The following is a 20,971-nucleotide window of genomic DNA, read 5'->3' as shown; positions in this document are numbered from 1 at the left end:
CCCGGGCCGCTCAGACCACCGTCGCGGCGCGACGGTGCGGCCCTTTCGTCTCCGGCCTCTCCCCCGGTACGGCCGGCCCTGTCTCCCGCCTTCCTCTCCCCTCGCTCGCGCACCCCGCCCCCTGCCCTGTGCCGCGCGGTCCGCAGCGCTTGCCGGCTGTTGCGCCCACCGCCCCGATGCATCGCCGACCGGGGCTGCGAGCCTTCAAGACCGTACTGTTTGCGCAGGTGGGAGCCCCGTGCCCGCGAGCGGGCCTGGATCGTCACGCAAGCGGTCCTCGACCTGGCCCGCGGCCTGGCCCGCGACGTGGCCTGTGCCTTGTCCCCTGCCCCGGGCCGTGTCCCGGGCCGTGTCCCGGCCTGTGTCCCGGCAGGCCTCGCTGACCAGGTAGCGGTCCCGGACCAGGCAGGTGGTGAAGGACCAGGCGCGGGCCGCGGGCGAGTCGTCGGCGAGCACCGCGCGCCCGTCGCCGTCCCAGCAGAAGCCGACGGTGGCGAAACTGCGCCGCATCCCCTGCCCGAGCGCCTTGGTGTACGCCTCCTTCAGCGTCCACAGCCGCAAAAACCGCGCCGCCCTGCGGTCCTCGGGCAGCGCGGCGAGCAGTTCGGCCTCCTGCGGGGTGCACACCTGCCCCTGGAGCGCCTCGAAGGACACCCGTCGGGTGACCGCCTCGGCGTCCACGCCCACCGGTCCGCCGCGGCTCACGGCGACGACGATCAGCTCCTCGGTGTGGGCCAGGCTCAGCCACAGTTCGCCCCCGAAGCCGCGCAGGGCGGGCTGTCCGCCGGGCAGGTAGGCGATGTCCAGGGCGGCCGGGGCGGTGCCGAGGACCGCGGCGGCCGTGTGCTTCATGACCACGCGCGACACGGCGAAGGCCAGACGTCCGGCCGCGGCGGGGCTGTGCCGGTAGCGCGGCCGGTCCCGGCCGAGCAGGGCGCGCAGTTCCGGGTCGAGCAGGGCGGCGGTCAGCCACTCGCCCCAGGTCGTGTGGACGACGGCCCGCCCCACGGACTCGAACCGGTCGCACACCTCGTCCCAGGGCCCTTCGGGCCCGGCCACGTGCAGCGGCGCCCCGAAGGCCTGCGTACCGCTCATGTCCCGCCCCCGCCCCGCCGCCGGCCGGCCCCTGCCGTCCCCCCAGCCCCTGCCCCTGTCCCTGTCCCTGCTCCTGCTCCTGTCCCTGCCTCTGTCCCTGCCTCTGTCCCTGTCCCTGTCCACAGCAGCTCCGAGCCGTAGACGTCGCAGTCGATGCCCTGCCGCGTCCGCCCGGCGAGTTCCGCCCACACGTCACCGGCCGGGTCGAGGGAGGGCTCGGGCAGCGGGGCGCCGAGCCGCCGGGTGACACGGGTGAGCGCGAGCAGCGCCCAGTGCGGGCGGCCGAGGAACCCCCCGGCCTCCTGGCCGACGCCCAGCACCGCCGCGGCCAGCAGCAGCAGGGCCTGACGGTCCGCCAGGGCCCGGGCTGCCGCATCGGCCGGGCCGGTGTGCCCGGCCGCCGGGTACGGCAGGCGCAGCGTGCGCTGTTCGCCCGCCAGCCGGCGGGCGACGCGGATGAGCGCGGCGAGGGCCGGGTCGTCGTCGGTGCGCTCGGCTAGGCGGGCGGCGGCAGCGGGCAGGGCCGCCGCGACGTCGGCGGTGGACAGCGCGCCCACGCCCGTACCGGTGGGTGCCGTACCTGCCTGCCCGAGCCGGAACACCTCGCGTGAAGCGAGGTCCCCCTGCTCCTGCCCCGCCCGGACGGCGCGGCCGGCCGGGTCGGCCAGTGAGGGCAGCGCGCGGATGAGCCGTGCCCGGCCGTCGGCCGCGGCAGCGGGGTCCGCCCCGCTCGCCACACGGTCGGCGGCCAGCTCGGCGAGGGCCCGGCGTTCGGCGCGGTCCGGCCCCAGCCCGGCCTCGCTGAGCACGAGTTCGAGGTCGTCCAGCACCTGGCCGACGAGCTGCGGCACGACGTAACCGGCCGCGGCGGTCAGGGCCGGCGTCCCGCCCGCGGTCAGGTCCGCGGCCCGCAGCGCCACCGCGGTCAGGCTCTCGCAGGCCAGCAGGTCTGCGAAGTCCGCGGCCAGCACGGGCTGCCACCGACCTGCGCCCGGTGCGCGCGCGGCGAGGCGGTCCACGAGCCGCGCGGTCGTGTGCAGCGCGCCGCCCGCCGCCCCGACCAGCGCCGCCGGGCCGAGCAGCGCGCCCAGCTGCCTACCCGCCGCGCCCGCCTGCGCACCGGCCAGGGCTCCGGACAGCGGGCGTACGGCCCAGGCGTGGCCGAGACCCAGGCCGCGGCGGAAGAGCGGGCGCAGCACGCGCACGACCCCTTCGGCGCCCAGGCGGCGCACGTCGGCCGGCCCGGGGAGCACGGCGCCGAGGGCACCCGAGGGGGCCACAGCCTCCCGGCCGGCCGCCGACGCCGCAGGGCCGCGGGGACCTGGGGGCCGCAGGGGGTCGCCGAGCAGCACCTCCAGCCACCGCGCGCGCAGCACGACGTCGGCGGAACGCGGCCCGTCGCCGAGGGGCGGCATGCCGGCGCACGAAGGCGCCGCGGCCTGCTCCGGCCCGGGCGGACCCGGTCGGGTGAGTGTCATCGCCCGCTTCCTCCTCGTCCTTGGCGCAGCCGGCGCACGGGGCTCTCGGCATGCCACTTGGCCAGGAGCAGCGTCTGCCGGCTCTCCCGCCCCAGCCGCTCGCGCACCTGCCTGCGGGCATCCACCGGCAGGGCGCCCGCCCCCAGGGCCGCCTCGAGCGACTCCTCCCCCAGCAGCACCCGGTGCGCGCACACCACCGTCAGCCCCGACTCGTCCGGTACGAGGCTCCACTCACCGCTGTGCGCGGTGAGCGGCGCGGGCGGGGCCGTCTCCTTGAAGACGATGCGCCCGGCGTGCGGGAAGCACAGCCGTACGGTCTCAAAGCCGGCCGCCCCGTCGTCGGGGCCTGCCGTGAAACCGGCCCCGGCCGCACCCGTGTCGAGCACCACGACCTGCGTGCCCGGCCGGTCCTCGCGCACGCTGCTGCCGTCCACGTGGGGGAGCAGCTCGGGCCAGTCCTCGACGCGGTACAGGAAGTCGTAGACGAGTTCGGCGGGGCCCTCGATGCGCATCCGCTCCTCGAAGGCCAGCAGCAGTTCGTCCAGCCGGTCCCACCGCTCGGCCGCCTCCCGCAGCCGGGCCAGCCGCCCGGCCGCGTCCGCGTCGAGGCCGTCCGGCCCGGCGGGCGCGTTGGCGGGCGCGTTGGGCGTCTGCTGCCACAAGGTCACCAGCGACCGTCCGGCCCCGTCGGGTTCGACACTCCAGGAGCCGGCGACCGTGTCACCGGGCCAGGCGGGGTCGTCCTGCTCGAAGTCGACGCGGTGCGCCTGCGGCCGCAGCGTGCGCCGCAGCCGCGAGGAGCACACACGGCCGTCCTGGAACTCCCAGGCCAGCAGCGTCTCCCGGGCACCGTCGAAGTCCATCCGCTCGACGTGGACGTAGGAGGGCAGGAGTACCGGCCAGCGCGGGGCGTCGGCGAGCATGCCGTAGACGACGTGGGCGGGTGCGGCCACACGGACGGTCCGCCGGACGGAGCGCACTGGCTGGGACGGCATGAGTGACCCCCTTCTTTTCTCGCAGTGCGCCGCCAGGCTGTCCCGCGCGCCTCGAGCGCCGCTCGAGGCGCGGCCTGGTCCGGCCGCCGGAGCCGGCCGGACCAGGCCGGGGCGATGCGGACCAGGCGATGCGGACCAGGCGATGCGGACCGGGCGATGCGACCGGGCGATGCGGACCAGGCGACCCGACCGGGCGATGCGGACCGGGCGGCAGGACCAGGCGACCCGACCGGGCGATGCGGACCGGGCGGCAGGACCAAGCGACCCGACCGGGCGATGCGGACCGGGCGGCAGGATCAGCCGGCCGGGGCGAGGCGGCCGGCGGCGGACATGCCGGCGGGCGCGGGGGCGCCGGCGGCGGACATGCCGGGGGGCGCGGGGGCGCCGGCCGGACCGGACACCAGGATGGAACGCTGGAGCTTGGCCAGTGCGGCCGACGGCTCCAGGCCAAGACCGCGCACCAGCCGGGCGCGCAGCTGCCGGTAGGCGTTGAGCGCCTCGCCCCGGCGCCCCGAGCGGTGCAGGGCCAGCATGTACTGACCGCACAGGCTCTCGTGGGTGGGGTACCTGCTGACCAGCACGGTCAGTTCGGCGAGCAGCTCGCGGTGCCGGCCGAGCCTCAAGTCGGCCTCGATGCGCTGGTCGAGGGCGCACAGCCGGCTCTCCTCGAGCCGCCTGATCTCGGTGGCCAGGTGGACGCCCGCGTGCACGTCGGCCAGCGCGGGCCCGGTCCACAGCTCGAGCGCCTCGGACAGCCGGGCGGCTGCCCCGGCGTAGTCCCCCGCGTCCATGGCCCGGTAGCCGAGCCCGGCCAGCCGCTCGAAGTCCCGCAGGTCACTGGCGCCCTGCCCGCCCTTGAGCAGGTAGCCGCCGGGGACGGTCAGCAGGACGTCCTTGGCGCAGCGCTGCCCCGCCCCGCCGCCCCCGCCCTGCCGGAGCGCGCAGGCGATGTGCTCGCGCAGCTGGAGGATGTACGTCTGCAGGGTGGGCCGCGCGCTGCGGGGCGGCGCTGCGCCCCAGAGCTCCTCGGTCAGCGTGCCCACGGTCACGACCTGATCGGCGTGCAGGGCCAGCAGGGCGAGCACCTGCCGTGGTTTGGGGGCGGTCGGCGTGATCGAAACGCCCCTCTCCCCTACGGCCAGTGAGCCGAGTATGCCGATGTCCACGCTGTCTCCCCCGTCTGCTGCAGGCTTCGTGAAACGCCGTGCCAGAAGCCCGAGTAAAAAACAGCGCATGCGGTTTGTCAACGCGCTTCAGCGGCCCCACCGCACACCCCCTCCCCGCTCGAGCCGCTCTCCAGCCACCGCCGGGACCACGCCACCGCCACGCGGCCCGCCGGGGACGCGGCGGGCCCGGCGGGCCTTTAAGGCAGCCCCTCCCCCTCACCGCCGGGGGCCGGTCCGGGCGGTGCCGCCAGACGCGGCAGGACGAAGGCCCACAACCGTTGCGCACGCCCGGCCGAGAGCCAGTCCTCGTCCCACCCGGCGAGTGTCCCGGAACCGACCGTGGCGGCCACGATCACCGCCGCCGCGTCGTCGGGCGAGACGTCGCGGGCCAGTTCCCCCGCGTCCCGCGCGTGCCGGACCAGTTCACACACCGAGGCGTTCCACCACGTGAACAGCTGCGCCGGGCCCTTGCGGGAAGGGTCGCCGCTCAGCCGGAACCCGGCCCTGACCACGGGATCGGCGGCCATCGCGAGCATGAGGGCGCTGGCGGTGTCCACCAGCGACTCAAGCGCGGTCGCGGCCGCGGCCCGACAGCGGCCGGCGAGCTCCTGCGCCGAGTCCACGGCCGCGCCCTCCACCGTCGCGGCCAGGGCGTCCTTGCTGGCGAAGTGGAAATGCAGGGCCCCCGGACTCACGCCGGCCCGTCTGCAGATCAAGGGCAGGGAGGCTTTGACGTAGCCCTCGTCGGCGAAGACCTCGGCCGCCGCGACGATGAGCGCCCGGCGCGTGCGCGCCGCCCGTACCTGCATGACCATCACGCTTCACCCTCCTGGGCCGGACCGGTCCGCTCCCGCCGCGGGCACGTCCGCCGTGCACGCGCACCCCCGCAGGCCGGCCGGACGCCGAGCCCCTCTCAGAAAACAGCATGATAGGTCTGTTTTACGGGGCGGAAGTGCCCCGCTCACGCGATCAGGCCTTCCTCGAGCCGCCTTCGAGCCGCCCTCGAGCCCGGATGCGCCCTTCCCGGCGCCCGCCCGGCCGGCGCACGGCAGGCGTCCGCCCGCCCGCCCTCGCCCGCCCCCTTCGGCGCCCCGCCCCGCCGCGGCGCGGGGGAACGGGGCACCCAGGGCAGCCGCGCGCTCCCGTCGCCCGCTCCCGCGCGAACCGCCGTCCACGGCAGCGGAAAATCGTCCGGGAACCCCTGGAGAACCCCTGGGGGAACCGGCGTTGTCCGCCGGGGCCCGCACGAGCGGACGGGCCGTCACCACAATTCCCCCGGCGCGCCGCGGACACCTTCCGGACCACCCGCCCGCAGGGAGGGAGCCGGCCCGGAGCGCCTCTTCGGCCGCCGAAGCGGGCGGCCGGCAAAACGGTATAGATCACTCCGGAAAACCCGGACAGCGGAGTCCCTCATACCGCTAGAAATTAAACCGGCTGGTATGTATCTTCTCGGCCTGAGCGACCCACACAAAACCTCCGCACCACGCGGCCAAGGGGGAACAAGCGATGTCTGCGAACACGCTCCGCGTCGAGCCCGCGACACTCGGCACCCAGTACGCGGAGACCGATCACCGGGCGGCGGCGAGACCCGCCGCACCGCGCCATCCGTCTCTGACCACCACCGTCCCCAAGGAGTTCGTCCATCGCGCCGGCGTCGCCGAGGTCATGCTCACCGGCTGGGAGCGCGCGGACGAGTGCCGGTTCGCCGTGAGCGCCCAGTGGCCTCGCGGTCACATCTTCTTCACCAGCGTGAACGGCTGCCACGACCCGCTGATCGCGGCGGAGACGCTCCGCCAGATCGGTTCGCTGCTGGCCCACGCGGAGTACGGGGTTCCGCTCGGTCACCACTTCCTGATGTGGGACCTGTCGCTCACGGTGCGGCCCGAACACCTCCTCGTCGGCGGCGCGCCGGCCTCCCTCGACATCGACGTCGTCTGCGAGGACGTCAAGATGCGCCGGGAGAGCCTGGCCGGGCTGCGCTACACGACGGTGATGCGCCGCGCCGGGCAGGTGGTCGCGACCGGCGGCGCTTCCTTCACCTGCATGACGTCCAAGGTCTACCAGCGGCTGCGTGCCGACCGGCTGGACGGCGCCGGCCCCCAGCTCGCCCTCACCGCTCCGGCGGCGCCCCAGAACGTCGGCCGCGTCTCGCCGACGGACGTCGTCCTGACACCCGTGGGCCGGCCGGGCCGCTGGCAGCTGCGGGTGGACACCCGCCACCCCGTCCTCTTCGAGCACCCGGTGGACCACATACCGGGCATGATGCTGCTCGAGGCCGCCCGGCAGGCCGCGGTGGCGGCCGTCGGCGAGGACGCCATGCCCCTGTCCATCACCGGGGAGTTCAGCCGCTACGCCGAGCTGGACACGCCCTGCGTGATCGAGGCCCGCCGCCTCCCGCGCACGGATCAGGGGGACGTCGTCCAGGTGAGCGGCCGTCAGGACGGGGAGGCGGTCTTCTGCTCCACCGTGACCGTGGCGGCGCCCGGCACCTGACCCCGCCACGGCCGCGGGCCGGCCGGAAGGGCGCGGACGGCGCCTTCCGGCCGGCCCGCACGTGTGTCCGCGGCCTGGTCCGCGCGATTCCGGCCGGGGGTCCCCTCCTCCGGACGGCGGCCATCACCGGCAGACGGAGACGGGCTGTTAAAATACAGACTGGATGGTTTGCAATCGGGGGTACGCCCGGGCACGTGGAACGACTGGAGGACAGCATGGCTGAGCAAGAGCGGGCCATCCGCACACGCAGGACGATCCTGTTCGCCGCGGCCAAGGTCTTCCAGGAGCACGGGTACCAGGCGGCGACGATCTCCCAGATCCTCGCGGAGGCCGGCGTCACCAAGGGCGCGCTCTACTTCCACTTCCCCTCCAAGGAGGACCTGGCCCAGGAGGTGCTCCTCTCCCAGAACCAGGACTTCTTCGTGCCGGACCGCCCGTCCAAGATCCAGGAGATCGTGGACATGGTGCTGCTGCACACCTACCGCCTGCAGACCGACCCCCTGGTCCAGGCGGCGGTCCGGCTGTCCCTGGACGAGCTGGCCCACGGCGTCAACCGCGGCGAGTCGTTCATCCACTGGGACAACCTGCTCCAGGAACGGCTGGAAAAGGCCCAGGCCCAGGGCGAGCTGCTCCCCCACATCGTGCCGGCCGAGACCTCGGGCGTCCTCGTCGGCGCCTACACAGGCATCCAGTCCCTCTCCCAGGCCCTCAGCAAGCACCAGGACCTCAGCACAAGGGTCACCGCCCTGCTGCGCCACCTGCTGCCCAGCATCGCGGTCCCCTCCATCCTCGCCTCGGTGGACATGAGCCAGGACCGCATGCTGAAGCTGCACGCCGACATGACAGCCCAAGCCCAGGCACAGACCCAGTAGCCTCCCCCGCCCGGCCGGCGGCTCAGGCAGCCGGGCCGCCCGGCCCGGCTCCCCGCCCCGCCCGGGACCGGCCCCGGCCGGCGAGACGAGCCGCGTACCAGTGCGCCGCCTCGGCGAAGCGGGCCTCGAAACCCGGTCCCGGATCCTCGCCGATCCGGGACCACAGACGGTCGGCACGGTACCAGTGGTCCTGGGTGAGCAAGGCGTACTGGTGGTCGGAGAGCTCGGGCACCGCACGCGCGAGAAGGCCGCGGTGCTCCCCGGGCGACACATCCCCGCGGGGCACGGGAAACCCGAGGTGGCGCCCGAGCGCCGACAGGAGCCGGTCCGCCGCCACCGGCCGGGGGTGGGCCGCGTGGTACACCGCGGAACGGTCCGCGGCGCTCGGCGCGCACGCCAGACCCGCCACACCGCGCGCCAGATCACCCACCGCGATCAGGGAACTGCGCGAGGCCCGGCCGGCCGGCCACGCCGGCACCTCGGTGAGGAGCCGGGCCAGAGCCGGGATGAACCACTCGTCGCCCACGCCGTACACCAGATGCGGGCGCAGCACGGTACCGCCCGCGTCCAGCACCGCCCGCTCCGCCCGCAGCCGTGACATGCTCGCCGGAGAGGCAGGACGCGGCACCAGCGCGTGTTCGTCCGCGCCCCGGTGCGGCCCCACACCATAGACGGACGCCGTGCTGACATAAACGACGTGCCCCACACCCGCGCGCCGGGCCTCCTCCAGCAGAGCAAGAGTGCCGCCATGGTTGACCGCCTCGCACCGGGCGGCATCACGCCCCACATAGGCGGCAGCATGCACCACTACCTCCACCCCCGCCAACGCCCCCCGCAGCGACCCGGGCCGGGTCAGATCAGCACGCACATGACCCACCACGCCATCACGCGACGACGGCGCCCGGCGCGCCAGCACCCGCACCGCGGGCCCGCCGCGGGCGGCGGCGCGCGCGGCCAGCTCACCCACCACCGCGCTTCCGATGAAGCCGCTGCCGCCGACGACCAGAACGGTGCCCCTAACAGGTGACGGCCAACTCGACACGATGTTTTCCCCACTTCGCTCGAACGGCGACACCGAGGCGGGCCGGCCCGCACGAGGCAGAATATACCGGCTGGACGGTTCTTCGGGGCGGTCCGGTGTGGGCGGACGGGGGCGGGGGTGCCGAGCGGCCGGGCCTACGCGCGCCTGGCCGCCCCGGCGTGCCCGCCGCCGCAAGCGGACGGTCAAGACCGCCGGTGTCCGCGGCACGGGCCAGGCCCTGACGCACGGATCAATGGACCTCGACACACACGCCGACACGCTGGACACCCCACGGCCGGGCTCGCACGGAAACCCCGCTCAGGCCCTGACGCGCGAACAGATAGACCTCGACGCAGACGCCGACACACTGGACACACGCCACGGCCGGGCTCGGGCGGAAACCCCGCAGGGACGCTCTGCGGCGAAGAGCCGCAGCCGGAGAGCCGAACCGCGCGGCGCACAGCCCCGCCGACGACACCACACGCGTGTCCGCACCCCCTGCTCTCCCCGCCCCCCTGCGGCGGGCCGGCGCGAGAGCTGCGACCACGCCAGAGGGGAAAGCGCGGCCGCCGGCGGACAGCCGGCCACATTCGCTGCCACCGGGGGTGCCGCCCCGCTGCGGTGGAGGACAGCGTGTTCGTGCAGCCGCCTGCCGGGGCCGTTGTGAAGCCGCCGCGTCCCACCCGCTCGCCCCGGCATCTGCCGCGGCCGGCGCGTACGTGCGCTTTCCGCCCGCCGCGGCAGCACGCGGCGGCGTCGCCGGGTGTGCTCCGCCGGATCGGGCAGACCCATGGCCCTGAAGGGCACCTTCCCTTCAGTCCGCGGGCCCGTGGCCGGCGCCGGCGCCGGCCGGGGGCCCGCCTCAGTTCGCCCGGGCCCCCGGCAGCAGGCTCCTGCCGGGGCCCGCACGGGATGTGCGGGAGGCGCCCGGGCGGACCGCCACCTGCGGATCGACGGTGATCGTGGTGCACCCCAGCGGGGCGGTGAGGGCGCGGAGCGCGGTGACGGAGAGCCTGATCCACGGGTGGTCCTGACCCAGGGCCGCCAGCAGCCGTGCGCAGGAGGTGAAGGCGACGGCGGTACGGCGGCCGCCGGGAGTGCGGAAGAAGCACGTCACACAGCAGCGGCGGTGCGGCCGGACGGGTACGTACAGCAGGTCGGCCGGCGGATGTCCACCGGGCGTGGGGTCCGCGTCGCGCCGGGCATCAGCCATGGTGGTCTCCGCTCACGGCTTGCGGCCGTCACCTCACCGGGGTGAAGTCACGCGCCGCGACGAACGCGGGCCGGCGGGCCGGTGCCGCGAAGGGTTCGCCCGCGGTGTTCTCGACGCTGTTGAACACGATGAACACGTTGCTGCGCGGGTAGGGCGTGATGTTGTCGCCGGAGCCGTGCATGCAGTTGCAGTCGAACCAGGTCGCCGAACCGGCCTTGCCGGTGATCAGCCGGATGCCGCCCGCCTCGCACAGCGCGGTGACGGCCTCGTTCGACGGCGTCCCCGCGTCCTGCATCTGCAGGGACTTCTTGTAGTTGTCCTTCGGGGTGGCGCCCGCGCAGCCCAGGAACGTCCTGTGCGACCCCGGAATGATCATCAGGCTTCCGTTGGTGGCGTGGTTGTCGGTGAGCGCGATCGACACCGACACGGCGCGCATGCGGGGCAGGCCGTCCTCGGCGTGCCAGGTCTCGAAGTCGGAGTGCCAGTAGAAGCCGCTCGCCCCGAAGCCGGGTTTGACGTTGATGCGGGACTGGTGGACGTACACGTCCGAGCCGAGGATCTGGCGGGCCGTTCCCACCACGCGTTCGTCACGCACGAGCGAGGCGAACACCTCGCTGATCCGGTGCACTTCGAACACCGACCGGATGGCACGGGAGGCGGGCTCGACGACGGCGCGCTCGTCGCAGCCAACTGCCGGGTCACGGACCAGCCTGTCCAGCTCGCCGCGGAACAAGGCCACCTCGCCGGGGCTCAGCAGTGCCTCGACGGTCGTGAAGCCGGCGCGGTCGACATCCGCCAGTCCGGCCCCTCCCAGCGGGCCGGACATGCCGGGTGCGGACCACACCACGGGGTCACGGCGCGGCATCATCGCCTCGGCCGTGCCGCGGGTCGGGTACACATCGGTGGTCGGACGGTGGTGGTGCATCGTCGTCATGGTCGTCCCCATGCCTGGTCGACTTTCGGATCCCTTTTCCCGGTTCGCAGTCCCCTTTCAGGCACCCGGCCCGGGCGGCGGGTAGGCGCCGTCGGCGTCGTGATCCTCCCGGCCGGTCAGGGGCGGGTTGAACACACACACGCAGCGCACGTCGGTCTTGGGCCGCATGGTGTGCCGCTCGTGGCCGTCCAGCAGATACACCGTCCCCGGCGTGATCCAGTGCTTCTCACCACTCTCCTCATCGGTCAGCTCCGCCTCGCCCTCGACGCAGAACACCGCCTCGACGTGGTGGGTGTACCGCATCGTCGTCTGCGTACCGGCGTAGAGCGTCGTCACGTGCAAGGAGAAACCCGCCTGCTCCCGGGCCAGCACGAGCCGTTTGCTCTCCCAGGTGCCGGACGCGGCCCTGACATGCCGGACGGTGTCCTCGATCTCCTCAAGGGAACGGATGATCACAGCTCATCCCACCTTCTGTGTGCGCCCGGGGCGGCCACGCCTGCGCCCGCCTCCGTGTTCGTGTTCGTGTGCGTGTGCGTGTTCGTGTGCTCAACGGGGGCCGGCCGACCGCGTGGGCCGTTCGGTTCCCCGCACCGCGGACGCGAACAGCGCGAGGCCTTCCTCCAGTTCCTGCTCCTCGATGGTCAACGGCGGGAACAGCTTGACGACTTCGTCCCTCGGGCCGGACGTCTCCAGCAGCAGGCCCAGCTCGAAGGCACGGGCACACACGGCGGCAGCCCGCGACGGATCGGCGAACTCCATCCCCCATGCCAACCCACGGCCACGCACCTCGGGCGCGGGACCGGGCCGGCCGGCGGCGACAGCCCGCAAGCCCTGCTCCATCTGCTCCCCGCGGGCCAGGGTCTGCTTCTGCAGCCGGCCGTCGCGCCAGTACTCCTCCAGCGCGGCGGTGGCGGTGACGAAAGCCGGGTTGAAACCACGGAAAGTGCCGTTGTGCTCGCCGGGCCGCCAGATGTCCAGCTCGGGACGCAACAGGGTGAGCGCCATCGGCAGTCCGTATCCGCTGACGGACTTCGACAGCGTCACGATGTCCGGGACGATGCCGGCCTGTTCGAAGGAGAAGAACGCACCCGTGCGGCCGCACCCCATCTGGATGTCGTCGACGATCAGCAGCATGTCCCGGCGCCGGCACAGCTCGGCGAGGCCGCGCAACCACTCCGAGCGGGCCACATTGATCCCGCCCTCACCCTGCACGGTCTCCACGATCACGGCCGCCGGCGTGTCCAGCCCGGACCCCTCACCCGCCAGCAGCCGCTCCAACCAGGAAAACGCCCCCTCCCCGCCGCACGGCCCCCCGTCGTACGGCATGGGCATCGCGTGCGCCAGGGGCACACCCGCGCCCGCACGCTTGAAAGCGTTGCCGGTGACAGCCAGCGAGCCCAGCGACATGCCGTGAAAGGCGTTGGTGAAGAAGACGACGGCTTCCCTGCCCTTCACCTTACGGGCCAGTTTCAGGGCGGCCTCCACGGCGTTGGTGCCGGCCGGCCCCGGGAACATCACCTTGTACGGCAGTTCACGCGGCTGAAGCACAACCTCCTGGAAAGTCTCCAGAAAAGTACGCTTCGCGGCCGTCGACATGTCCAGAGCATGCGTGACACCGTCACCTTCGATGTAGTCGACAAGCGCACGCTTGAGCACCGGGTTGTTGTGCCCGTAATTCAGCGCCCCGGCACCGGAGAAGAAATCCAGGAAAGGGCGGCCGTCCTCACCGTACATGCGACTGCCGAGTGCACGGTCGAACACGGTGGGCCAGCCCCGGCAATAGGAACGGACCTCGGACTCGAGCCTCTCGAACACATGAGAGGCGGGATGGGGAACCGTCATGATGCTCGCTCCTCACGGCAGACCAACAAACCGTCTACGTCAGGCGTCTTCGCGGCCGCCGTCTCATCGAAGCAGCGGCCCGATACGGTACAGGAACTCGGCATCGTGCGCGTCGGGGAAGAACTCCGCCGGAAACAGAAGGTCCCTTTCGAGCGGTGCCGCGTGCCGTCGGGCGAAAGACCGGAACAGTCGGTGCGACGCGGCGTTGTCCGCGCTGATGGTGGTCTCCAGGTGCCGCAGGGTGCCGCCCGCCGCAAGCCGGGCGGTGAGATGGTCCAGCATCGCACCGGCCGTGCCCCGTCCCCGTTGCCCCCGGTCCACGGCTATCTGCCAGACGACGAGGGTGTCGGGCTGCTCGGGGCGGCGGAATCCCGTGACGAACCCCACCGGCACATCACCGGACTGGGAGGCCACCACGGAAGTACGGGCGAAATCCCTGAACCACAGCAGATAACTGTAGGAAGAATTCACATCCAGCACCCCAGAATCGCGGGCGATACGCCACACCGCAGCCCCGTCCTTAACCGTGGGAACCGCCATAACCAGTGTGTCCACCGAACACACCTCACTCTCGCTGCGCGAACCACCGCGCGCACGCGCCAACCACCACGCGCATGCGTCAACCCGCATGTGAACGGACCCCGTCCGATCCATTCTCCGCGCCCCCGAAAGACGACCGTTCAACCAGCGGATCACCGACTACGGTGTCTGCCGCTTCAGGGTTCAGTTGTCCACACGGACGTACCACCGTGACACATCGCTACGATGCTACGCCCCCCACACCACACACGCCCACACGAAAAACCCTGTTTAAAAAAGAAGAAAGGTGAAACGAACCGGCAACGTTCCCCCGCAGCCAGGCAATCCAGCAACGCGGACTCGACCCCTGCACGTCATCCCAAGCAATATCCAGCGCCGCAACCCGGGACTGCTGCAGTCCCACTCTCGTAGTTGGCGAGGGATGAGAGTCTGTCAACGCGGCTTGATGGCCCAGATCAAGCCGCGTTCACAGACCTATCTGCCGTGATCAGAGTGAACGCCTGCCCTCTTCTGCACGGCGGGCGGGCTACCACCAGCATTATCCTGACTGGAGCATCAACGGTCACGACAGGACCGCGTCTCCTGTCCTATCGATGTGGCTCCAGCCACGGGGGAGTCTCGTCATCGACCCTGATCTCCTGGCGGCTCTGTGGAGAGAACGGCATCCGTCGGCCCCTCCGGTCGCTCACACGTTTCGCACCAGGTACGCGGATCGCCGGGTTCGCTTCCACAGCCTCCCCGGCTCGAAGCGCTATCCGCAGTCCGGAGACGAGTACGCGATCGTGCTGGACCGGTACAACACGATCCTCGACGAGTTGTTCACGGACACCGATGTGTTCGCGGTGACGATGGACTGGTCAGACACACCGACCGGGCCCCCGGGCTACTCGACCCCACGACCGACACTGCACCCGGGCAGCATCCGCTGGTGGACCGAGTCGGACCAGGATGACCCTGACCCGGAATTCCACACCCACACGCGCCTGTACGCCGACCGGCGCCGGTCGAGTCACGGCTGTGCCGACGGGCTGCTGCGAGCAGTCGCGGACGAAGCGCTCGCGGAAGTCTTCATCACCGACACGAAACTACGCCATATCCACCATCCCTACGACGGCGGCGCAGACGTCATCCTTGCCACCCCCGTTCGCGGCTCGCCGTCGGCGTCGCCGAGTACGTGCCGGCCCCTCAGCCAGGACCGGCCCACCGCGTGCAGGAACGCGTCGCCGTGCTGGAGGACCTGGACCGCGATGGTCGGGTCGTTCACCGCCGAGGACAGTGCCTGGGCTGCGACGCCGGCCAGGACCCGCGGTGCGAAGGCGGGGTCCCGCTCGACGGTCCGCTCGGCGCCCAGCGCGACCGTCCCGGCCAGTCGGCGCGGTTCGGGCGGGGTGCGGGGCTCCCCGTGGACCACGAGCAGTACGGTGCTGCGAGGAAGGGGCTCGTCACGCAGCAGCCCTCAGACGACGAGCAGGCGCATGGGCCAGGTACGCGGACCCGGGAGCGCGGCGGAGGCGCAGCGCGGGCTGCGCTTCTCGAAACTGCCCGACAGGATCCGTCCGGATCGAGGGCACCGTGGAGGAGCGCTTCGCCGATACCCACCCTTCGGCGGCCGCCGCCGTCACCCCGGACTGGTGGCTCATACGCATGGGCGGCATCTGACCCCGCGCCCCGGCCCGTCCGTCCGGGGTGCGCCCGGCCGGGGTGGCCCGTCCCCGCGCCCTCACGGAAGGCCCCCCGTGCTCCACTGCAAGACACTCGACCGCCTGACATCGCTCGCGGCCGCCGGAGCGGTCACCATCGGATGCTTCCTGGGCGTGTTCCAGCCCGCCCGCCGCCGCCTCACGAGGACGCCTGGTCGTCCGCCACCATCGGACGATCGGGCGCGCCAAAGCCTTCACAGCGCACCTTTTCGGAGCCGGACGGGGAAGCGCCGGGTACGGGACGCTCGCCGACCCGGCGCTGCCGCCCCGAGAACAACGCATGAAGACCGCCGGCAGGGACGGCGTCCGGTGGCGCGCTGGAACGGAAGTGATCTCTCCGGCTGTCCGATCGGTCACGCGAACGACGCCGCGCGGAGATTGTCACGCGGAGGAGCGGGGGTGGTGCTGGTCGCGCCAGGTTCGAGGCGAGATTCCGTATGCCTGTTTGAACACTTTGCTGAAGTGGGTCGCGTCCACGAAGCCCCATCTCCGTCCTATCGCCGCGATGGTCTGCAGTCGCCCGTTCGGGCCGGCCAGTTCCCGCCTGCATGCGGCCAGGCGGCGTGCACGGACCCAGTCGCCGAGACTGATGCCCGACCGGGACAGCACAGCGTAGAGGTGGCGTACGGACATGTTGTGTGCGGCGGCGATCCGTGCCGCCGTCAGATCGGCATCAGCCAGGTGGGACAGGATGTATTGAGTGATCCGCAGGCCGAGTGTCGCTTCCAGCGGTTCCTTGGCCAGGCCGGAGTTGCCGTGCTGGGACGTCAGGACGGCACGGAGGAGTTCGATGCTGGGTTCCACGACGGCGTCGGCATGCTCGCCCTGGTGCAATTCGTCGCTGACGGCCAGCTGGGAGAAGTAGGGGAAGGCGAGGCGCGCAACGGGGTTGTCGGATCCCAGAGGGCGCGCGGTGACGTCTCGTAGTAAACGGTCGGGGAGCGCGAGTGCCGCGCGGGGGAAACGGATGAAGCGGTAGTCGACTCCCTCGTCGAAGAGATGTGTGTAGGGGGCGATCGATTGGTAGACGGCCAGTTCCCCCGGCCTCAGCAGGCACTCGCGACCGTTCTGCACCACCACGCTGCTGCCCTTCATCTGCACACCGAGAGTGACAGCCGGCTCCTCGTCCTCCCGTGCCAGCCGCTCGGTGCGACGGAGAGCGACCGCGGTCGCCCGCGCCGAACAGATCTTGATGGGCCCCACGGTGCCGAGCCCTATGCGGACGGAGATGTCCTCAGCCGCGGGACGGTGGTCTATGTCGACCGCCACCATGGATTTCCACACCGCGTTGCGGACCACTTCCTCCCGGTCCCGCGGCGGTATGAACGCTGTGTCGAGGACCGGGCTCATGAGGCCGGCCCTTCTCTGCGTCGGTCACAAGGTCGGCTTGCCAGTGCAGCGGCCCGTTCCCCCACAAGTCACCCCTCGCACGCACGGTCCCCGCCGTCAGTCTGGCTGGATTCTCTCTCGGTGCGCAACGGTTTCGAAGGGCTCGCACGCGCCTGATCCGGCGTCAGCCCGAGGCGGTGCACCACTGACAAAGTTCCCTGCACGATCGACAAAGTCGGAGACCCACGATGACCCTAGGGTCCGTGGGAGAGGCCGGGGGACGGCACCCTGGCCTGGCCGGCAGTTTGCGGATCGTCGAGAGGGCTGAGAATGTTCCTGCGCACGCGTAAAGGCGTCACATCACTTGTTACTTCCGGGCTGTTGGCTGCTTCACTGGGAGGGGCCGTCGCTGCCGCGCCCTCTGCTGCAGCCGCGGCCTATCCGTGGTGCACCTCGTCCGCCTGGACGCAGAGTGCGGACACCACCTGGACCACCAGGCCGTCGACGAGCAGCACCGACACGACGTGCGTCATGGCCCGGGGAAGCACCGGTGCGGGTGTCACCTCCCTGCAGAAGGCCTTGCGGGACTGCTACGGCAGAAACATCGCGGTTGACGGGGTGTTCGGGCCCGCCACCAAGGCGGCACTCGAATACGCGCAGGGCAGGGCCGGCGTGAACCAGGACGGCGAGTACGGTCCGGTGACACGCAACGCAATCCTCTGGGGCCGGTACAGCATCGAGACGGGTGCCAAGGTCCGTTGCGCATGAAGCTAGGCGGCGTCTGAGTGGACAGGTGATGAGTCTCTGAGGACCCGGCCACCAGAGGTTCCGACCCTGGTCGTGCCGGACACCGGAATGTCCACGCGGCCGCGGTGTCCCTCGCCGACACGGTCGGCCCGGGTCTTCTCCCCTCCAGGTAGGAACGCCTCAGCATCGCGCGGACGAGGCGTAGACATACCAAGAAATGCAAACGCCGAGATTTCTGATCAAGATCTGCTGCCTGTCCGACACCCTCCCACTAGGAGCATGATGTCTTTCCGTTCGTCCCGCAGCACGTCTCGCGTCCTTACTGCCCTGGGCGCCATGGCGGCCCTGCTCGCCTGCGGCGTCGCTGTCTCCCCCACCGCGAGCGCGGCTGTATACCCTACCTGCAACACCACCAAGGCCGTCTCCATCACCTCAGGCCACTCCGTCACCGTTCCCGCCTACGGCAGCTCCAAGACCTTGACATGCAAACTGGTCCTCAACCAGAGCACGGAGAACCCGGCCGTGAAGGCGCTGCAGCGGAGCCTGAAGAATTGCGAGGGCTACTCCTACCTTGGCGTCGACGGTTTCTACGGCCCTCAGACGTTCCTCGCCGTAGAGGCTCTCCAAAAGAAGTACGGGCTCTTCCAGGACGGCATCTACGGCCCGGACACCCGCGACAGCATGAAGCACTACAGTTCCACGCTGGGCTGCGCCCGCCTTTGACATCGCGGTTCAGCGGCGCCGGCACTCCCTGCCGCTTCGGCCGGGATCAGCCGAAGCGGCGAGGCCGCTCGACTCCCCCGCGCGAGCAAGCCGACGGTCCCCCGGCCAGCGCCGGTCCTGCCAGGGTTCTCGGCGTCGTCGGGCAGCAGGCCGGCAGGCGCGGCCGCGGTCTCGGGCAGCAACGGGGGGCACCGGCCGGTCGAAGGGGTCGTCGCCTCTCCGACCGGCCCCCTACCGGCCCCCGAAGGCGGCGCCCCCGACCGGTACTTCGACGCGCGTCACCGGCCCGCCCACCGAGGCCTGACCGCACCACCACCCCAACCGGGCGCCGCCTGCCCTGGCCTCGGCCCCGGAACCGCCCCGTCAAGTGGGCAACGCCGCTGCCGATGGGCTTCGCCACCATGCTCATGGGCGTGCTTCCCACCTACGAGGCGATCGGAGTCGTCGCCCCCGTCCTGCTGACGCTGCTACGCCTCGTTCAGGGCCTCGCGCTGGGGGGAGAGTGGGGCGGCGGCCTGCTGCTCGCGGTCGAGTATGCGCCGAGCAACCGGCGTGGCTTCTACGGCGCCGTGCCTCAGGTCGGCGCGCTCGCGGGACTGGCGCTCGGACCGTCCGCTCCCCCGCAGGCGGCCGCCACGCCCGGCGCGGTGGCGACCCGGACGGCGGAGTCCAGCAGGGCAAGCCTCTGGGGGCCGTTCTCCACAGCATCCGAAGGAAGGTGCGGGAGCGGATCGACCACAGCCGCTACTCGGACGGCTGTGCGACGGCACTCGTCCGCAGGACGGTGGTGCGGAACGAGGTCACCAGGGGCCGAAGGTCGACCCGGTGCCACGCGGCCCACAACTGGACGCTTGTCTCGTTCCAGGGAAGCTCGCGCACCGCGACCTCCTCGGTGGTGGCGCGGACCATGCTCTTTTGTACGAGTGCGAGTCCGAGCCCAGCAGCGACCAGGCCGAGCGCTGTCAGTGGCTCGGCCGCGTCGAAGCGGATGTCGGGCGTGAACCCGGCCACTGTGCATGAGGCGACGAAGGTGTCCCGCCAGGCGGGGTCCTGAGCGTTCTCGACGGCGATCCACGGCTGGCCATCGAGGTCCCCGGGGGCCACTTTTTCCTGTTCGGCGAGTGGATGACCCGCAGGGAGAACGAGCAGCAGCGGATCTTGGAGCAGGGGCGCGGCCAGTAGGTCAGGATCACCCGCGGACGGAGGTTCATGGACGAGCGCGATGTCGAGGCTGCGCTGCCGCAGGCCTTCGAACTGCTCGCTCGGCGGAAGGTTGTACAGAGCGATGTGAACGCCGGGGCGTTCACTGTGCACAGCGCGTAGCGCGCCGGGCAGGATGCCGGTGTGCATGGCGTCCGCCACGTAGCCGATACACAGTCCGCCCTCATCTCCGCGGCCCAGCCGACGGCCCAGGTTCTCCAGGCGCTCCGCATGCTGCAGCAGTGCGCGGACTTCGGCCAGGAAGACCTTGCCGTCCCGGGTCAGCCGGATTCTTTGCTGGCCGCGCTCGAACAGGGTGAGGCCGAGGTTCTGTTCGAGTTGAGCGATCTGCCGACTGAGCGGCGACTGGGACATGTGCAGCCGCTCGGCGGCTTGGCCGACGTGTTCGGTCTCGGCGACGGCTACGAAGTAACGGAGTTGCCGCAGGTCAAGCATGTAAGACCTCTAAGGACTCAAGTGCGTCCAAGTAAGTCTTGGACAGTCTCAAGTGTAGATCCTAGCCTCGAACACGTCAGTCGACGGACCGCGCACAAAGCGCGAAGAGAACACATCCGTCGCCGTCCGCCACAGCAAGGATCTGCACCATGTCCATCAAGTCCTTCCTGCCCGGCCGTCTGGGCTTCGGCACCGCACCGCTGGGCAACATGTTCCGGGCCATTCCCGACGAGGAAGCCGCGGCCACCGTGGACGCCGCCTGGGACAGCGGCATCCGTTACTTCGACACCGCGCCCTTCTACGGCGCGGGGCTCTCCGAGATCCGGCTCGGAGAAGCGCTGGCCCATCGCCCCCGCGAGGAATTCGTCCTGAGCACGAAGGTCGGCCGCGTCATCCTCGACGAGATCGAAGATCCGTCCGCCCGCGAATTGGGCGAGAAGGGCGGACTGTTCGAGCACGGACGCCCCAATAAGATCATCAACGACTACTCGGCCGACGCCACGCTGCGCTCCGTCGAGGACAGCCTCAAGCGGCTGAGGACGGACCGCCTCGACATCGTGTGGGTACACGACGTCGCACAGGACTTCTACGGCGACGAGTGGCTCGCCGCCTACGAGACGGCCCGCACCGGTGCGTTCCGGGTGCTGCAGAGGCTGCGCGACGAAGGCGTCATCAAGGCCTGGGGTCTTGGCGTCAACCGGGTCGAGCCCCTGGAGCTGACGCTCGACCTCGAGGAGCCCGAGCCGGACGCGTTCCTCCTTGCCGGCCGCTACACGCTGCTCGACCACGAGCGCGCCCTGCAGCGCCTGCTGCCCGCCGCGAAGGCCCGGAACGTCGACATCGTCGTCGGTGGACCGTACAGCTCCGGCGTGCTGGCCGGCGGACAGCACTTCGAGTACCAGAAGGCCCCCGCCTCGGTCGTCACCAAGGTGGAGCGCATCAAGGCACTCGCAGGGCAGCACGGCGTGGGCATCAAGGCGGCAGCGCTGCAGTTCTCCCTTGCTCACCCCGCGGTCGCCGCGGCCATCCCCGGCGCCTCCCGGCCCAGCCGCATCGCTGAGGACGTCGCCGCACTCGGCGAGAAGGTCCCGGCGGCCTTCTGGGCGGCTCTGCGCACGGAAGGACTGATCGCGCAGGACGCTCCCGTACCCAACGCCTGACCCCTAC

The 20,971-nt window shown here is 71.6% G+C and carries 19 protein-coding genes; 5 read left to right on the top strand and 14 right to left on the bottom strand.

What is annotated here, in order from left to right; all coding sequences use genetic code 11:
- Window positions 1-204 precede the first annotated feature (204 nt).
- The 5 genes from MTR79_RS16025 to MTR79_RS16005 all read right to left on the bottom strand — a co-directional run bounded on the left by MTR79_RS16025 (window position 205) and on the right by MTR79_RS16005 (window position 5,549).
- Entirely contained in the window at window positions 205-1,095 is an 891-nt protein-coding gene (locus MTR79_RS16025; protein ID WP_244790822.1) for a 4'-phosphopantetheinyl transferase superfamily protein, read from the bottom strand.
- Window positions 1,092-2,573: a hypothetical protein gene (locus MTR79_RS16020; RefSeq protein ID WP_244790820.1), complete on the bottom strand. Its 1,482-nt coding sequence runs from the start codon at window positions 2,571-2,573 to the stop codon at window positions 1,092-1,094. Before MTR79_RS16020 ends, MTR79_RS16025 begins: the two co-directional genes overlap by 4 nt.
- The gene (locus tag MTR79_RS16015) at window positions 2,570-3,568 is read right to left on the bottom strand and encodes an SRPBCC family protein (RefSeq protein WP_244790818.1); all 999 of its coding nucleotides are present in this window, start codon (window positions 3,566-3,568) and stop codon (window positions 2,570-2,572) included. The genes MTR79_RS16020 and MTR79_RS16015 overlap by 4 nt, the downstream gene beginning before the upstream one ends.
- 296 nt (window positions 3,569-3,864) lie before the next feature.
- A complete protein-coding gene (locus MTR79_RS16010; protein WP_244790816.1) occupies window positions 3,865-4,734 on the bottom strand; it encodes an AfsR/SARP family transcriptional regulator in 870 nt (289 codons plus the stop codon).
- A gap of 197 nt (window positions 4,735-4,931) precedes the next feature.
- Entirely contained in the window at window positions 4,932-5,549 is a 618-nt protein-coding gene (locus tag MTR79_RS16005; RefSeq protein WP_189366871.1) for a ScbR family autoregulator-binding transcription factor, read from the bottom strand.
- A 691-nt stretch (window positions 5,550-6,240) separates the two neighbouring features.
- Between MTR79_RS16005 and MTR79_RS16000 the strand changes: the two genes are divergently transcribed.
- Window positions 6,241-7,227: a ScbA/BarX family gamma-butyrolactone biosynthesis protein gene (locus MTR79_RS16000; RefSeq protein ID WP_244790814.1), complete on the top strand. Its 987-nt coding sequence runs from the start codon at window positions 6,241-6,243 to the stop codon at window positions 7,225-7,227.
- A 215-nt stretch (window positions 7,228-7,442) separates the two neighbouring features.
- Complete coding sequence (locus MTR79_RS15995) at window positions 7,443-8,099, top strand: ScbR family autoregulator-binding transcription factor (RefSeq protein WP_244790812.1); 657 nt, start codon at window positions 7,443-7,445, stop codon at window positions 8,097-8,099.
- A gap of 22 nt (window positions 8,100-8,121) precedes the next feature.
- Here the strand turns inward: MTR79_RS15995 and MTR79_RS15990 are convergent, their stop codons facing one another.
- The 8 genes from MTR79_RS15990 to MTR79_RS15955 form a co-directional block, all read right to left on the bottom strand.
- Window positions 8,122-9,141, bottom strand: coding sequence for an NAD(P)-dependent oxidoreductase (locus MTR79_RS15990; RefSeq protein ID WP_244790810.1), 1,020 nt, complete (start codon window positions 9,139-9,141; stop codon window positions 8,122-8,124).
- A gap of 841 nt (window positions 9,142-9,982) precedes the next feature.
- Complete coding sequence (locus MTR79_RS15985; RefSeq protein ID WP_244790808.1) at window positions 9,983-10,333, bottom strand: SAV_915 family protein; 351 nt, start codon at window positions 10,331-10,333, stop codon at window positions 9,983-9,985.
- A 28-nt stretch (window positions 10,334-10,361) separates the two neighbouring features.
- The gene (thpD, locus tag MTR79_RS15980; RefSeq protein WP_244790806.1) at window positions 10,362-11,267 is read right to left on the bottom strand and encodes an ectoine hydroxylase; all 906 of its coding nucleotides are present in this window, start codon (window positions 11,265-11,267) and stop codon (window positions 10,362-10,364) included.
- A 57-nt stretch (window positions 11,268-11,324) separates the two neighbouring features.
- Window positions 11,325-11,723: an ectoine synthase gene (locus tag MTR79_RS15975; protein WP_086698782.1), complete on the bottom strand. Its 399-nt coding sequence runs from the start codon at window positions 11,721-11,723 to the stop codon at window positions 11,325-11,327.
- Between the two features lie 90 nt (window positions 11,724-11,813).
- Entirely contained in the window at window positions 11,814-13,109 is a 1,296-nt protein-coding gene (gene ectB, locus MTR79_RS15970) for a diaminobutyrate--2-oxoglutarate transaminase (protein ID WP_244790804.1), read from the bottom strand.
- Between the two features lie 63 nt (window positions 13,110-13,172).
- Entirely contained in the window at window positions 13,173-13,649 is a 477-nt protein-coding gene (gene ectA / locus MTR79_RS15965; protein WP_244793186.1) for a diaminobutyrate acetyltransferase, read from the bottom strand.
- Window positions 13,650-14,754: 1,105 nt separating this feature from the next.
- Entirely contained in the window at window positions 14,755-15,060 is a 306-nt protein-coding gene (locus tag MTR79_RS15960; protein WP_244790802.1) for a DUF2254 family protein, read from the bottom strand.
- Between the two features lie 670 nt (window positions 15,061-15,730).
- Window positions 15,731-16,699, bottom strand: coding sequence for a helix-turn-helix domain-containing protein (locus MTR79_RS15955; RefSeq protein ID WP_086698785.1), 969 nt, complete (start codon window positions 16,697-16,699; stop codon window positions 15,731-15,733).
- Window positions 16,700-17,209: 510 nt separating this feature from the next.
- On the opposite strand from MTR79_RS15955, the gene MTR79_RS15950 reads away from it, so the two are divergent.
- The gene (locus MTR79_RS15950; RefSeq protein ID WP_107500386.1) at window positions 17,210-17,446 is read left to right on the top strand and encodes a peptidoglycan-binding domain-containing protein; all 237 of its coding nucleotides are present in this window, start codon (window positions 17,210-17,212) and stop codon (window positions 17,444-17,446) included.
- A gap of 315 nt (window positions 17,447-17,761) precedes the next feature.
- Window positions 17,762-18,148, top strand: a complete 387-nt coding sequence (locus MTR79_RS15945; protein WP_189364354.1) for a peptidoglycan-binding domain-containing protein — start codon at window positions 17,762-17,764, stop codon at window positions 18,146-18,148.
- A gap of 744 nt (window positions 18,149-18,892) precedes the next feature.
- Here the strand turns inward: MTR79_RS15945 and MTR79_RS15940 are convergent.
- The gene (locus MTR79_RS15940; RefSeq protein WP_086704914.1) at window positions 18,893-19,804 is read right to left on the bottom strand and encodes a LysR substrate-binding domain-containing protein; all 912 of its coding nucleotides are present in this window, start codon (window positions 19,802-19,804) and stop codon (window positions 18,893-18,895) included.
- A 149-nt stretch (window positions 19,805-19,953) separates the two neighbouring features.
- Here MTR79_RS15940 and MTR79_RS15935 point away from each other — a divergent pair, with 149 nt between their 5' ends.
- Window positions 19,954-20,964, top strand: coding sequence for an aldo/keto reductase (locus MTR79_RS15935; protein ID WP_086704913.1), 1,011 nt, complete (start codon window positions 19,954-19,956; stop codon window positions 20,962-20,964).
- Window positions 20,965-20,971: the final 7 nt, after the last annotated feature.

It is taken from the genome of Streptomyces sp. BJ20 (genome assembly GCF_022869105.1).
Taxonomy (GTDB): domain Bacteria; phylum Actinomycetota; class Actinomycetes; order Streptomycetales; family Streptomycetaceae; genus Streptomyces; species Streptomyces griseoincarnatus.
The sequence above is the reverse complement of the archived record's forward strand: the minus strand, read 5'-3'. Positions and strand labels throughout refer to the sequence as shown.

What these genes read in the sequence shown, in the direction of transcription:
- MTR79_RS16025 (WP_244790822.1), bottom strand. Translation starts at nt 1,095, where the DNA reads ATGAGCGGTACGCAGGCCTTCGGGGCGCCGCTGCACGTGGCCGGGCCC.
- MTR79_RS16020 (WP_244790820.1), bottom strand. Translation starts at nt 2,573, where the DNA reads ATGACACTCACCCGACCGGGTCCGCCCGGGCCGGAGCAGGCCGCGGCG.
- MTR79_RS16015 (WP_244790818.1), bottom strand. Translation starts at nt 3,568, where the DNA reads ATGCCGTCCCAGCCAGTGCGCTCCGTCCGGCGGACCGTCCGTGTGGCC.
- MTR79_RS16005 (WP_189366871.1), bottom strand. Translation starts at nt 5,549, where the DNA reads ATGGTCATGCAGGTACGGGCGGCGCGCACGCGCCGGGCGCTCATCGTC.
- MTR79_RS16000 (WP_244790814.1), top strand. Translation starts at nt 6,241, where the DNA reads ATGTCTGCGAACACGCTCCGCGTCGAGCCCGCGACACTCGGCACCCAG.
- MTR79_RS15995 (WP_244790812.1), top strand. Translation starts at nt 7,443, where the DNA reads ATGGCTGAGCAAGAGCGGGCCATCCGCACACGCAGGACGATCCTGTTC.
- MTR79_RS15985 (WP_244790808.1), bottom strand. Translation starts at nt 10,333, where the DNA reads ATGGCTGATGCCCGGCGCGACGCGGACCCCACGCCCGGTGGACATCCG.
- thpD (WP_244790806.1), bottom strand. Translation starts at nt 11,267, where the DNA reads ATGACGACGATGCACCACCACCGTCCGACCACCGATGTGTACCCGACC.
- ectB (WP_244790804.1), bottom strand. Translation starts at nt 13,109, where the DNA reads ATGACGGTTCCCCATCCCGCCTCTCATGTGTTCGAGAGGCTCGAGTCC.
- ectA (WP_244793186.1), bottom strand. Translation starts at nt 13,649, where the DNA reads ATGGCGGTTCCCACGGTTAAGGACGGGGCTGCGGTGTGGCGTATCGCC.
- MTR79_RS15955 (WP_086698785.1), bottom strand. Translation starts at nt 16,699, where the DNA reads ATGAGCCCGGTCCTCGACACAGCGTTCATACCGCCGCGGGACCGGGAG.
- MTR79_RS15950 (WP_107500386.1), top strand. Translation starts at nt 17,210, where the DNA reads ATGGCCCGGGGAAGCACCGGTGCGGGTGTCACCTCCCTGCAGAAGGCC.
- MTR79_RS15945 (WP_189364354.1), top strand. Translation starts at nt 17,762, where the DNA reads ATGGCGGCCCTGCTCGCCTGCGGCGTCGCTGTCTCCCCCACCGCGAGC.
- MTR79_RS15940 (WP_086704914.1), bottom strand. Translation starts at nt 19,804, where the DNA reads ATGCTTGACCTGCGGCAACTCCGTTACTTCGTAGCCGTCGCCGAGACC.
- MTR79_RS15935 (WP_086704913.1), top strand. Translation starts at nt 19,954, where the DNA reads ATGTCCATCAAGTCCTTCCTGCCCGGCCGTCTGGGCTTCGGCACCGCA.